The sequence below is a fragment of the Azospirillum sp. B510 genome (assembly GCF_000010725.1).
GTDB classification, from domain to species: domain Bacteria; phylum Pseudomonadota; class Alphaproteobacteria; order Azospirillales; family Azospirillaceae; genus Azospirillum; species Azospirillum lipoferum_B.
In genome coordinates, this window is sequence record NC_013859.1 from 270,210 (window position 1) to 282,806 (window position 12,597).

A 12,597-nucleotide genomic window follows, 5' to 3' on the forward strand; every position below is an offset into this window, starting at 1 on the left:
CAAAACGTGCTACAAGCACGCGCCCGCGAAACACCATAGGGCGTCCCGAGGGAAACGGTATCAAAACAAAACGGTGGGGGAGTTGGAGATGGAACGCGAACCGCGCGAGGTTATGGAATATGATGTTCTGATCGTCGGCGCCGGCCCGTCGGGCCTGAGCGCGGCGATCCGTCTGCGGCAGCGCGCGGTCGAGAGCGGGCAGGAGCTCAGCGTCTGCGTGATCGAGAAGGGGTCGGAGGTGGGCGCCCACCTGCTGTCCGGCGCCGTCTTCGAACCGCATGCGCTGGAGGAGCTGATCCCGGACTGGAAGGAGAAGGGCGCGCCCCTGACCACCCAGGCGCGCGAGGATCATTTCCTGTTCCTGACGGAGACCAAGGCCTACAAGTCGCCCGTCACCCCGCCGCAGATGAACAACCACGGCAACTACATCATCAGCCTGGGCAACCTCGCCCGCTGGCTGGCGACCCAGGCCGAGGAGCTCGGGGTGGAGATCTACCCCGGCTTCGCCGCCGCCGAGGTGCTGTATGATGACACAGGCGCGGTGAAGGGCGTCGCCACCGGCGACATGGGCATCGGCAAGGACGGCGAGAAGACCGGCAACTACACGCCGGGCATGGAACTGCACGCCAAGCAGACCATCTTCGCCGAGGGCTGCCGCGGCTCGCTGACCAAGACCCTGTTCGAGCGGTTCGACCTGCGCCGCGACTGCCAGCCGCAAACCTACGGCATCGGCATCAAGGAGCTGTGGGAGGTCGATCCGTCGAAGTCCAAGCCGGGCCTGATCGTCCACACCATCGGCTGGCCGATGGATCCCAAGACCTATGGCGGGTCGTGGCTGTATCACATGGAGGGGAATCTGGTGTCGGTCGGCTTCGTCGTCGGCCTCGATTACTGGAACCCGCACATGAGCCCGTTCGAGGAGTTCCAGCGCTACAAGACCCACCCGGCGATCCGCCCGACCTTCGAGGGCGGCCGCCGTCTGGCCTATGGCGCCCGCGCCCTGTCGGAGGGCGGCTTCCAGTCGATTCCGAAGCTGACCTTCCCCGGCGGCCTGATCGTCGGCGATGCAGCCGGCTTCCTGAACGTGCCCAAGATCAAGGGCAACCACACCGCGATGAAGTCCGGCATGGTCGCCGCCGAGGCGGTGTTCGACCATCTGACCGGCGGTGAAGGCACCGGCGACGGCAATGGGGCGGCCAATGGGACAGAGGTGATCGCCTATCCGGAGCGCCTCAAGCAGTCCTGGGTCTGGCCGGAGCTGCATGCGGTGCGCAACATCCGCCCCGGCTTCCAGAAGGGCCTGTGGGCCGGCATCGCCAATGCCGCCTACGAAACGGCGCTGAAGGGCAAGTCGCCCTGGACGCTGAAGCACCACGCCGACCACACCACCCTGGTGAAGGCCAGCGAGGCGCCGAAGATCGCCTACCCCAAGCCGGACGGCAAAGTCAGCTTCGACCGTCTGTCCTCGGTCTACCTCTCCAACACCAACCATGAGGAGGACCAGCCGGCCCACCTGACGCTGAAGGACAAGTCGGTGCCGATCGGCATCAATCTGGCGCTCTACGACGCGCCGGAACAGCGCTACTGCCCGGCCGGCGTCTACGAGATCGTCCGCAACGACGACGGTGGCGATCCGCGCCTGCAGATCAACGCGCAGAACTGCGTCCACTGCAAGACCTGCGACATCAAGGACCCCACCCAGAACATCAACTGGGTCGTGCCGGAAGGCGGCGGGGGGCCGAACTATCCCGGCGGCATGTGAAAAGCGGCAGGGATGTGAAAAGGGGGGCGAGAGCCCCCCTTTTTCATTTCCGCAAGCGGCTGGAGGCGCCGACGGTCAGACCGGCAGCCGCTTCATCGCCGCCACAGCGGTCATCACGCCGCGGATCTCCGCCAGACCGCGCAGGCGCCCGATCATCGGATAGCCGGGATGGGTCGGCTTGCCGATGTCGTCCAGCAGCTCATGGCCATGGTCGGGGCGGAAGGGCAGGCGCCAATTGTCGTTGCCGGCGTCCTGGCGGCGCTTCTGCTCCTCCAGCAGGGTGGTGACGACCGACACCATGTCGACATCGCCGCCGAGATGGTCGGCCTCCTCGAAGGAGCCGTCCGGCTCCTTGGCGACGTTGCGCAGATGGACGAAATGGATGTCCTCGACGAAACGCTTCGCCATCGCCGGCACGTCGTTGCTCCGCCCGGCTCCAAGCGAGCCGGTGCAGAAGGTCAGGCCGTTGTTCGGCGACTTCACCGCGTCGATCAGGTGGGCAAGGTCGTCCTCGGTGCTGACCACGCGGGGCAGGCCGAACAGCGGGCGGGGCGGGTCGTCGGGGTGGATCGCCATGCGGATGCCGACCTCCTCCGCCGTCGGGATCACCTCGCGCAGGAAGCGGGCCAAAGTCTCGCGCAGGCCGTCGGCGGTCATGCCGTTGAAGCGCGCGATCATCTTGCGCAGACCGGGGATGTCGTAGCGGTCATAGGCGCCCGGCAGGCCGGCCATGATGTTCGACAGCAGCTTCGCCCGGTCGCTTTCCGACGAGTGGTCGAACCATTCCTTGGCCTTGGCGAGAACCTCCGGCGCATGGTCGTCCTCGGCGCCCGGCCGCTCCAGCATGTAGATATCGAAGGCGGCATGCTCATGGGCGTTGAAGCGCAGCGAGGTGCCGCCGCCCGGCAGCGCCGCCGCCAGCTCCGTCCGCGTCCAGTCCAGCACCGGCATGAAATTGTAGCAGATGGTGGTCACGCCGCAGGCGGCGAGGTTGCGCATCGACTGGCGGTAATTGTCGAACAGCTCGGTCAAATCACCTTCGCCGATCTTGATCGCCTCATGCACCGGCAGGCTTTCGGTGACGGTCCAGCTGAGGCCGAGTTCCTTGTCGGACTCGATCATCGCCTTGCGCTTCTGGATCTCCTCGACCGACCAGACGACCCCATAGGGGATGTGGTGCAGGGCGGTGACCACGCCGGTGGCGCCGGCTTGGCGGATGTGGTTCAGCTTGATCGCGTCTTCGGGGCCGAACCAGCGCCAGGATTGTTCCATGGCTGCGAACTCCTTGGAAAGAGAGGGGGCTTTGGACTTCTGGACAATCAGCGGAAAAGCAGGTTGGGCAGCCACAGCGACAGGGCCGGGATGTAGGAGACCAGGAACAGGATCACGATGTTGCAGAGCAGGAAGGGCCAGATCGCCTTGGTGATCGCGCCCAGCGAGATCTTGGCGATGTTGGCGGCGACGAACAGGCAGACGCCGACCGGCGGGGTGGTCAGTCCGATCATCAGGTTCAGTACGGCGAAGGTGGCGAAATGGATCGGGTCGATGCCGACCTGGGTCGCCACCGCCAGCAACGGCGGGAACAGGATGATCAGTGCGGCGATCGTCTCCATGAAGGTGCCGACGATCAGCAGCAGGATGTTGATCAGCAGGATGATCAGATACTTGTTGGTGGTCAGCGCCAGCATCGAGGCGGCGATGGACTGCGGGATCTGCTCGCTGGTCAGGATCCAGCCGAAGACGTTGGCGAGACCGACCAGCAGGATCAGCCCGCCAGAGCCGATGGCGCTTTCCAGCAGGATCGCCGGCAACTGGCGCAGCGTGAAGCCCTTGTAGACGAACAGCCCGATGACGAAGGCGTAGAGCGCCGAGACGATCGAGGCCTCGGTCGGGGTGAAATAGCCGCCGACGATGCCGAACAGGATGATCGCCGTCATCAGCAGAGCCCAGAAGGCACCGCGGCTGGCGCGGACCAGCGCGCCGAAGCCCTGCCAGGGTTCGCGCGGGTAGTTGTGCACCCGCGCCAGGATCCAGACCGTCAGCATCATGCCGAGGCCGAGCAGCAGGCCGGGCACGGCGCCGGCCATGAACATCTTGCCGACCGACAGGCCGGTCAGGGTGCCGACGATGATCATCGGCACGCTGGGCGGGATGATCGGCCCGACGGTGGAGGCGGCGGCGGTCACCGCGGCGGCGAAGGGAGCGTCATAGCCCGACTTGCGCATCGCCGGGATCATGACGGCGCCGATGGAGGCGGTCTCGGCCACGGCGGTGCCGGAGATGCCGGCGAACACCATCGATCCGGTGACGTTGGCAAGGCCGAGGCCGCCGCGGATATGGCCGACCAGCCGGTTGCTGAACAGCACGATCTGGTCGGTGATGCCGCCGCCGTTCATCAGGTTGCCGGCCAGCACGAAACCGGGGATGCAGAGCAGGACGAAGCTGTCCATGCCCGCATACATGAACTGGGGGACGACGGCCAGATCGATGTCGCTGCCGACCAGATAGACCGCCGAGGCGCCGCCCAGCGCGATGCCCACCGGCGCGCCCAGGATCAGCAGGATGGCGAAGGTGAGGAACAGTGCGGTGACCATCAGACGGTTTCCCCGTGGCTGGGTGGTGCCGCGTCACGGCCGAGCCCGGCGAGGCGGGCGATGGAGAAGAAGGCGAGCGACACCGGGATGATCAGCGTCACGGCATAGACCCAGATCATCGGCACGTTGAGGGAGCGCGCCCGCTCTCCGACGCTGCCGACGACATAGTCCCAGGCGCCGGGGATGATGGCGACGGCGAAGACCAGGATCGCCACGTCGACCAGCCGGGCGACGGCGGCCTGCGCGGGCTTGGGCAGCAGCAGGACGAACATGTCGACATTCACCAGCTCGCCGCGCAAAAGCGCCAGCCCGCAGGAGAAGGCGACGAGATGGACCAGTGCGAAGCGGGCGACCTCCTCGGTCCAGGGCGGCGAGGGGAAGCCGGGCACGCGGCCCAGCACCTGGATGGTCACGACGGTGATGAGGACGCCGATGGCCGCCAGGGTTCCCCAGCGGCAAAGGGCGGAGACGGCCGACACCAGGGCGGCAAAGGCATTGCGCATGGGAAGGGCTCTTGCGGTTGGGGGGAGGGGGACACGGCTCCGTATCCCCCCTCACTTCACCGCGAGGATTTCCTCGTAGATCGGCTTGATCTCCGGCGAAAGCGCCGCGACGACCGCCGGGCGGCCCTTCTCGGCGAAGGCGGCCTTGTCGACGGCGATGAACTCCATGCCCTTGGCCTTCAGGTCGGCGGCCAGCTTGGCCTCGTCCTCGATGAACAGCTTGCGTTCGGCGGTCTGGGCGGCCTTGGCGGCGTCCATGATGGCGGCGCGCTGCTCGGCCGGCAGCTTGCCCAGCTTCTTCGATCCGCCGACCAGATAGATCCAGCTGATGACGTGCTCCGTCTGGTTCACGTATTTCTGGACCTCGTAGAAGCTGGCCGACTTGATCAGCGCCAGTGGGTTCTCCTGCGCCTCGATGGTGTCGTTCTGTAGGCCGGTGAAGACCTCGGAGAAGGCCATCGGCGTCGGCTTGGCGCCCAGACCCTGCCAGAAGGAGACGAACAGCGGCACGTTGGGGACGCGCATCTTCAGGCCGTTCAGCTCGTCCGGCGACTTGATCGGGCGCTTGCTGGTCAGGTTGCGCGGGCCGCGGGCGAAATAGGTCAGCGGCACCAGCTGGGTCTTCTGCTCGATCGCTTCGGCGATCTTCCTGCCCGGCTCGCCGGTGACGACCTTGTCGAGATGGCCGAGGTCGCGGATGGCGTAGGGAACCGCCAGCAGCGCCGCGGCCGGCGCCCAGTTCTGCAACGACTCCCCGGTGATGGTGAAATCGATGGTGCCGAGCTGGATGCCCTTGATCAGGTCGGTTTCCTTGCCGAGCTGCTCGTTGGGGAACACCTTGACCTCGACCGCGCCGTTGGTGCGCTTCGCCACTTCCTCGGCGAAGACCAGCGAGGCCTTGTGCCAGACATTCTCCTCGTTGGCGAGATGGCCGAGCTTCAGCGTCGTCCTGGCCTGGGCGCGCACGATGGCAGGTGCCGCGATGCCACCCAGCAGAGTCGCCCCGGCGGCGATGCCGGCACCGAGACCGATGCTCTTGGCCAGCGTGCGGCGCGAGATCGGGGTCTTGCTGTTCATCCTGGTGTTCCTCCGTCTGGGCGGATCGGGTCCGCTTCTGATTGGCTGTTGGGAGCCTCCGGCCAGCGGTCAGCCTTCGAAGTCGAGCTGGACCTTGATGGTGCTGGACGGGTCGGTCTCGATCAGGGAGAAGGCGCTCGCCGCGTCGGCGATCGGGAAGACCTGGGTGATCATCGCCGCCGGTCGCAGCTTGCCGCTCTCCAGCCAGTCGATCACCTGCGGCAGCAGCCGGCGGTTCAGGCGCGAGCCGACCAGCGTCAGCTCCTTCTTGACGATCTCCTGCTGGCTGATGTTGCAGGGGGCCGGCGAGAAGCCGAGCAGACCGATGCGCCCGGCAGGGCTGGCGAGGCGGCAGGCCTCCTCCAGCAGCGCCGGGACGCCGGCGCCGTCGATCACCACCGTGGGGCCGAGCCCGTCATTCTCGTCGCGCACCGCGTCGGGAACCGACACGCGCGAGGAGTTGAGGACGACGTCGGCGCCGAACTCCCTCGCCCGCTCCAGCCGCTTGTCGTCGAGGTCGGCGACGATGCAGCGGGCGCCGTGCAGCTTGGCGACCTGCACGACCGTCAGCCCGACCGTGCCGGCGCCATAAACCAGCACGGTGTCGTCGGCGGCGATGCCGGTGCGCGACAGCACATTGGCGGCGATGGAGAAGGGCTCCGCCAGGGCGGCGATGGCGAAGGGCAGGTCGGCGCGCAGCTTCACCGCGTTGGCGGCCGGCACCAGCACATGGTTGCGGAAGCCGCCGTCGCGATGGACGCCGAACACCTCCAGATTGGCGCAGACATTGGTCCGCCCGGCCCGGCAGGCATAGCAGCGGCCGCAGGACACCACCGGATCGACCACCACATGGTCACCGGCCGCGATGGTGGTCACGCCGTCGCCCACCGCTTCGACGGTGCCGGCGAACTCGTGGCCGATCACACGGGGATAGACCGCGAAGGGATTGGAGCCGTGATAGATGTGCAGGTCCGAGCCGCAGATGCCGGCGCGCTGGACGCGGACCAGCACCTCTCCCGGCTTCACCGCGCCGGTGGCGGGGCCGCTGTCGGGGCGAAGGGCCAGCACATGCGGCTTTTCGACGGTCAGGGCGACCACGGCAACACTCCTTTGGGCAGGGAGATGCGAAAGACGGGGCCTCAGGCCGCGGCGGCGACCACGGCGCGGGCACCCTCGGCGAACAGGTGGTCGAGCGCCTGGCCGATCGGGCCGGTGAAGCGCGAATCGCGCGGCAGATCCTCGCCGAAGACGGCGGACAGGCCGAACAGCGCCTCGGCCAAGCGGTCGGGCTGGCCGGCGGTGGCGGCGGCGATCTCCGCCAGCCGGGAGGCCAGCGGGTCGCGCACGTCGATGGGCTGCCCCTTTTCATCCGTGCCGGCGACATAGCGCATCCAGGCGGCGACGCCGAGCGCCAGCCGGTCGATCGGCTGATTGGCGGCGAGCCGGTCACGGATCGGGTTCAGCAGCCGTTGCGGCAGCTTCTGCGTGCCGTCCATGGCGATCTGCCAGGTGCGGTGGCGCAGCGCCGGATTGCGGAAGCGGGCGATCAGCGCGTCCTTGTATTGCTCCATATCCGCACCGGGAGGCATGCGCAGCGTCGGCCCGGTCTCGCGGTCCATCAGGTTGCGGACCAGCGTGGCGAAGGCGGGATCGGCCATGCTGTCCGACACCGTCTCGTAACCCGCCAGATAGCCGAGATAGGCGATGGTGGAATGGCTGCCGTTGAGCAGCCGCAGCTTCATCGTCTCATAGGGATGGACGTCGGCGACCATCTGCACCCCGACCTCCTCCCAGGCCGGGCGGCCGGCGGGGAACCGGTCCTCCACCACCCATTGGGTGAAGGGTTCCGTCACCACCGGCCACGAATCCTGCATCCCCAGCGCCTGGGACAGGCGGTCGCGGTCGGCCTCGGTCGTGGCGGGGACGATGCGGTCGACCATGCTGTTGGGGCAGGCGACGTTCTCCGCCACCCAGGCGCCGAAGGCCGGATCGCGCAGTTCGGCGAAGCGGCGCAGGATGCGGGACACCGTGTCGCCATTGCTCGGCAGGTTGTCGCAACTCAGCACGGTGAAGGGCGGCAGGCCGGCGGCGCGGCGGCGGGACAGCGCCTCCACCAGGAAGCCGATGGCGGTGCGCGGCTGGCCGGGAGCGTCCAGATCATGGCGGATGTCGGGATGGCCCTCGTTCAAGGCCCCGGTCGCCGGATCGTGGCAATAGCCCTTTTCCGTCACCGTCAGGGTGACGATGCGCACCGACGGGCGGCACATCCGCTCCAGCACCGCGCCCGGATCCTCATGCGCCACCAGCAGGTCCAGCAGGCAGCCGATCACCCGCAGCCGCTCCCCCTCGGCATCGCGCACCGCGACGGTGTAGAGCCCATCCTGCGGCGCCAGCGCATCGCGGGTGTCGGGGCTGCGCAGGCTGACCCCGGCGATGCCCCACGGCCCGAACTCCTTCTCCAGCAGGGCGTCGGTGTAGGCCGCCTGATGGGCGCGCTGGAAGGCGCCGACGCCGAGATGGACGATGCCGATCTCCAGATCCCCGCGGTCATAGCCGGGTTGCGCCACCCCCGCCGGCAGGGCGGGGAGGCTGGACGCGCAAAGGCGCCGGGACGGGGTGCCGGAAGGAGGGAGGGGAGCGGCGGGCGTTTGCATGGGGAACGGTTCCTTCCTGGCGAGCTCTGGGCTCGCATTCTTGTATGGTAGTATGTCGTAGAGTCCGGAACGATACAACCCTGATTGTTGTGAAGGCGTACCATGGAGACGTAACACCAACCGGCGGCCCAGCCATTCGGCCCCGGGGCGCCTGCCGGAGGCCGGGCCGGTCAGCGTGCTCCGGCGATCCTGGATCCCGCCTTCCGGGAAGGCGCCTTCTGCGACGCCGCGGCGGCATCCTCCAGGGTGAACAGGTCGGGGAACTTGCCTTCCAGTTCGGGCAGCGAGGTCAGGATCTCGCGCAGGTGCAGCCCCATCGCCGCCTCCGCCTTGACGGGATCGCGGGCGATGATCGCCTCCAGCACCGCCTGGTGCTGCGAGATCAGCCGGCGGATCGGCGTGGCGTAGGGGACGCTGAGATAGCGCACGCGGTCCATCTGCGCCTTGGTCTCCTCGACGATGCGCCAGGCATAGTCGCACTCCGCCCCGAGCGCGATGGTCCGGTGAAAGGCCTCGTCCAGTTCCAGGAAGCGCACCGGGACCGGTTCGTCGGCGATGTCCCACTGGGCTTTCAGATTGTCACGCAGCTCGGCGATGCCGGCCGGGGTGATCGTCTCGCAGGCCTTGCGCACCACCGCGGTCTCCACCGCCTCGCGGACGAAGCGGGCGTCGAGCACCTGCTTGACCGAGATCTTGACGACGAAGCTGCCACGCTGCGGCCGGATGGTCAGCAGGCCGGATTCGCTCAATTTGATGAAGGCCTCGCGCACCGGCTGGCGGCTGACGCCGAGCTGGTCGGCGATCTCCTGTTCCGACAGGGCCTGCCCCGGACGGAACTCCATCGTCACGATGGCTTGGCGCAGCACCCGGTAGACGCGGCGCGCGATCGGTTCCCCGGAATCGACATCGATCTTGTTCAGCATCGCAACGTCATGCTTCGTATCGCCTCGGCATCGCCCACAGCAAAGGGCGGCATTCGATCTTTCAGGATACTACCATACCAAGTATAGGGCAAGAGTATCGCGCGGCGTTGCCGGAGCGATCGCCTGTGAAGATCCTGTTCCTCTCCAGAAAAACCCGTCATCCCCCTATGCGCATCCGCTGGGATGACGGGAATCTCTTCAAGGACATACAAGCCCGATATGCGATTGCCGCCGTCGCGGTGGACCGTCACGCCGCCGGGCGCTTGCCGCGGCCGACGATCTGGGTCGGGTTGACGAAGCGCAGCGCGACGATCAGCCAGACCAGCGTGGTCGCCATGTAGATCACCGCCATGGCGTCGATCGACTGCACCGCCCGCACGCCCGACGCGAACACGGCGTAGTAGAGCGCCACCACCAGCGTCTGGCTGCCGGGTCCGGAGACCAGGAAGGTCAGTTCGAACATGCCGATGGTCCGCACCAGCACCAGCAACAGCGCCGCCAGCACCCCCGGCATCAGCATCGGCACCAGCACATGGACGAACATCTGGAAGATGTTGGCACCGAAGACGCGGGCGGCCGCCTCGGTGCGGGGGTCGATCTGCTCGATGAAGGGGATCATCACCAGCACGACGAAGGGCACCGTCGGCACCAGATTGGCCAGGATGACGCCGGTCAGCGTGCCGCCCAACCCGGCCTTGTAGAGCACCGTCGCCAGCGGGATGCCGTAGGTGATCGGCGGCACCAGCAGCGGCAGCAGCAGCAGCAGCATGACCGCGCGCTTGGCCGGGAATTCGCGCCGCGCCAGCGCGTAGGCGGCCGGCACCCCGAGCAGGCCGGACAGCACCACCACGGCGCCCACCGCCTGGAAGGTGACCCAAAGCACGTCGCCTAGCTGGAACTCGTCCCAGGCGGCGAAATACCAGCGGGTGGTGAAGCCGGCCGGGAGCCAGGTGCCGAGCCAGCGCGTCGCCACCGAGGAGGTCAGGACCGAGGCGATCAGCCCCATCAGATTGACCAGGAACAGCCCGATCACCGCCCAGACGGCGAAGATCCACAGGCGGGATAGGAAGGATTTCTGCATCGCCGCCACTCCTCAGCCTTTGGCGCCCGCGGCGGGGCCGCGATAGAACAGGGACCGGCAGCCGAGCACGGCCACCACCACCAGCAATTGGACCGCCCCCATGATCATCGCGATAGCCGATGCCATGGAATAATCATACTCCTCGAAGGCGGCCTGATAGGCGGCGATGGAGATGACGCGGGTTGCGTTGGCCGGATCGCCGACCAGCACCGCCGACGGCAGCACCGAATAGGCCTGGACGAAGGACAGGCAGAAGGTGATGGCGAGGCCGGGCACCAGCAGCGGCAGGAACACCTCGCGGAAGCGGGCCGCCGGCCCGGCGCCCAGCGTCGCCGCCGCGTTCTCCAGCGACGGATCGATGCCGGTGACGTAGGACAGCGTCAGCAGGAAGGTGAAGGGGAAGCCGGTCAGCACCAGCGAGATGAAGACGCCCCAATAGCCGTTCAGCACCGAAACCGGATGCGACAGCAGTCCCACCGCCATCAGGATGCGGTTGAACCAGCCCTGCGGCCCGAAATAGAACAGCATGCCTTCGGCGACCAGCACGGTGCCAAGCGTGATCGGCAGCACCAGCAGCGTGGTCAGCAGCCGCTGCCGCCGCAACAGCCGCACCCGGAAGGCGATGGGAATGGCGATCAGCAGATTGAGCAGCGTCACCGGGAAGGCCAGCCGCAGGGTCTTGAAGATGGTGCCGTAGAGGAAGGGATCGCTGAAGAATCGGGCGTAATTGCCGAACAGCGACCCGTCCTTGGGCTGGAAGGACAGCACCAGCCCGTAGAGGAACGGGTAGATGAACAGCCCCAGGATCAGCGCCACGCAGGGCAGCACCAGCAGGGTGGCGCCGTCGATGCCGCGGGCGGCCAGCCGCTGGCGCAGGGTCGGCCCCTGGGCGCGGCTTTCCAGGACGGCGCTCATCGCGCCTCTCCGAACACCAGCACGCGGCCGGCATCGGCGCCGAGCCGGACGGTGGCGCCGCGCTCCAGCGGATGGTGGGAAGCGAAATGCAGCTCGGTGCCCGACGCGGTGACGCCGACGCCGTGGAAGCCGCGGCCGCGATATTCCACCGCCTCGACCCGGACCGGGATGCCGCCGCCGTCGCCGGTCGGCTCCAGATCGTCGGGGCGGATCGCCGCCACGGCGGCCTTCCCGGCGGCGGCGGCCCGCATCCGGCCGCGGATCACCGTGCCTTCGATGTCGAGCAGGGCGTCCTCGCCCTCCATCCCGACCAGCTCGCCGTTGACCCGGTTGCGGAAGCCCATGAAGTCGGCGACGTCGAGATGGGCGGGCAGGGCGTAGAGCTCCGCCGGGGTGCCGACCTGCCGGATGGCGCCGTCGCGCAGCACGACGATGCGGTCGGCCAGCGAGAGCGCCTCCTCCTGGTCATGGGTGACGTAGATGGTGGTGGAGCCGAGCGACTGGTGGATGCGGCGGATCTCCTGGCGCATCTCCAGCCGCAGCTTGGCGTCGAGGTTGGACAGCGGCTCGTCCATCAGCACCAGCGGCGGCTCGACCACGATGGCGCGGGCGATGGCGACGCGTTGTTGCTGGCCGCCGGAGAGCTGGCCCGGCAGCTTCTCCGCCTGCGATTCCAGCCGTACCGCCGCCAGGGCGGCGTCGACGCGCTTGTCCAGCTCCGGCTTCGGCACACCGCGCATGCGCAGGCCGAAGCCGATGTTCTTGCGCACCGTCATGTGCGGGAACAGGGCGTAGTTCTGGAAGACCATGCCGAAGCCGCGCTCCTCCGGCCGCAGCACGTCGACCCGGCGGTCGTCCAGCATGATGCGCCCGCCGCTGACCGGCAGCAGCCCGGCGATGCAGTTCAGCGCCGTGGTCTTGCCGCAGCCCGAGGGACCGAGCAGGGCGATGAACTCGCCCCGCTCGATGGTCAGGTCCAGCCCTTTCAGCGCCGTGAAGGCGTCGAACTCCCGCCTCACTCCCTGAAGATGCAGTTGCTTGAAGGTGGTGGGTCCGACGGTCATTCCGGGGTCCTGTGGCTGGATGGG

At 67.7% G+C, this 12,597-nt stretch carries 11 protein-coding genes; 1 reads left to right on the top strand and 10 read right to left on the bottom strand.

From position 1 onward, the window contains the following. Positions 1-88: 88 nt before the first annotated feature. The gene (locus AZL_RS31200; protein ID WP_012978353.1) at positions 89-1,762 is read left to right on the top strand and encodes an electron transfer flavoprotein-ubiquinone oxidoreductase; all 1,674 of its coding nucleotides are present in this window, start codon (positions 89-91) and stop codon (positions 1,760-1,762) included. Positions 1,763-1,837: 75 nt separating this feature from the next. Here the strand turns inward: AZL_RS31200 and uxuA are convergent, their stop codons facing one another. From uxuA to AZL_RS31250, 10 genes are all read right to left on the bottom strand, one after another. Further along, positions 1,838-3,034, bottom strand: a complete 1,197-nt coding sequence (gene uxuA, locus AZL_RS31205; RefSeq protein ID WP_012978354.1) for a mannonate dehydratase — start codon at positions 3,032-3,034, stop codon at positions 1,838-1,840. Positions 3,035-3,081: 47 nt separating this feature from the next. Further along, the gene (locus tag AZL_RS31210; RefSeq protein ID WP_012978355.1) at positions 3,082-4,356 is read right to left on the bottom strand and encodes a TRAP transporter large permease; all 1,275 of its coding nucleotides are present in this window, start codon (positions 4,354-4,356) and stop codon (positions 3,082-3,084) included. After that, positions 4,356-4,859, bottom strand: coding sequence for a TRAP transporter small permease (locus AZL_RS31215; protein WP_012978356.1), 504 nt, complete (start codon positions 4,857-4,859; stop codon positions 4,356-4,358). Before AZL_RS31215 ends, AZL_RS31210 begins: the two co-directional genes overlap by 1 nt. Positions 4,860-4,910: 51 nt before the next feature. Then, on the bottom strand, positions 4,911-5,936 hold the full coding sequence (locus tag AZL_RS31220; RefSeq protein WP_012978357.1) for a TRAP transporter substrate-binding protein: 1,026 nt from the start codon (positions 5,934-5,936) through the stop codon (positions 4,911-4,913). Positions 5,937-6,005: 69 nt separating this feature from the next. Beyond that, positions 6,006-7,034, bottom strand: coding sequence for a Zn-dependent oxidoreductase (locus AZL_RS31225; RefSeq protein ID WP_012978358.1), 1,029 nt, complete (start codon positions 7,032-7,034; stop codon positions 6,006-6,008). Between the two features lie 41 nt (positions 7,035-7,075). After that, complete coding sequence (locus AZL_RS31230) at positions 7,076-8,590, bottom strand: mannitol dehydrogenase family protein (protein ID WP_012978359.1); 1,515 nt, start codon at positions 8,588-8,590, stop codon at positions 7,076-7,078. Positions 8,591-8,760: 170 nt separating this feature from the next. Then, the gene (locus tag AZL_RS31235; RefSeq protein WP_012978360.1) at positions 8,761-9,513 is read right to left on the bottom strand and encodes a GntR family transcriptional regulator; all 753 of its coding nucleotides are present in this window, start codon (positions 9,511-9,513) and stop codon (positions 8,761-8,763) included. Between the two features lie 247 nt (positions 9,514-9,760). After that, the gene (locus AZL_RS31240; RefSeq protein WP_042446631.1) at positions 9,761-10,594 is read right to left on the bottom strand and encodes an ABC transporter permease; all 834 of its coding nucleotides are present in this window, start codon (positions 10,592-10,594) and stop codon (positions 9,761-9,763) included. 12 nt (positions 10,595-10,606) lie between these two features. Next, positions 10,607-11,509 carry an ABC transporter permease gene (locus tag AZL_RS31245; protein WP_012978362.1) on the bottom strand — a complete coding sequence of 301 codons (903 nt, stop codon included), beginning with the start codon at positions 11,507-11,509 and terminating at the stop codon, positions 10,607-10,609. Next, positions 11,506-12,573, bottom strand: a complete 1,068-nt coding sequence (locus AZL_RS31250) for an ABC transporter ATP-binding protein (protein ID WP_012978363.1) — start codon at positions 12,571-12,573, stop codon at positions 11,506-11,508. The genes AZL_RS31245 and AZL_RS31250 overlap by 4 nt, the downstream gene beginning before the upstream one ends. Positions 12,574-12,597 lie beyond the last annotated feature (24 nt).

Bases quoted from the DNA above. Each gene is read 5' to 3' on its own strand.
- AZL_RS31215 (WP_012978356.1), bottom strand. From the start codon at position 4,859: ATGCGCAATGCCTTTGCCGCCCTGGTGTCGGCCGTCTCCGCCCTTTGC.
- AZL_RS31230 (WP_012978359.1), bottom strand. From the start codon at position 8,590: ATGCAAACGCCCGCCGCTCCCCTCCCTCCTTCCGGCACCCCGTCCCGG.
- AZL_RS31210 (WP_012978355.1), bottom strand. From the start codon at position 4,356: ATGGTCACCGCACTGTTCCTCACCTTCGCCATCCTGCTGATCCTGGGC.
- AZL_RS31245 (WP_012978362.1), bottom strand. From the start codon at position 11,509: ATGAGCGCCGTCCTGGAAAGCCGCGCCCAGGGGCCGACCCTGCGCCAG.
- uxuA (WP_012978354.1), bottom strand. From the start codon at position 3,034: ATGGAACAATCCTGGCGCTGGTTCGGCCCCGAAGACGCGATCAAGCTG.
- AZL_RS31220 (WP_012978357.1), bottom strand. From the start codon at position 5,936: ATGAACAGCAAGACCCCGATCTCGCGCCGCACGCTGGCCAAGAGCATC.
- AZL_RS31250 (WP_012978363.1), bottom strand. From the start codon at position 12,573: ATGACCGTCGGACCCACCACCTTCAAGCAACTGCATCTTCAGGGAGTG.
- AZL_RS31200 (WP_012978353.1), top strand. From the start codon at position 89: ATGGAACGCGAACCGCGCGAGGTTATGGAATATGATGTTCTGATCGTC.
- AZL_RS31235 (WP_012978360.1), bottom strand. From the start codon at position 9,513: ATGCTGAACAAGATCGATGTCGATTCCGGGGAACCGATCGCGCGCCGC.
- AZL_RS31240 (WP_042446631.1), bottom strand. From the start codon at position 10,594: ATGCAGAAATCCTTCCTATCCCGCCTGTGGATCTTCGCCGTCTGGGCG.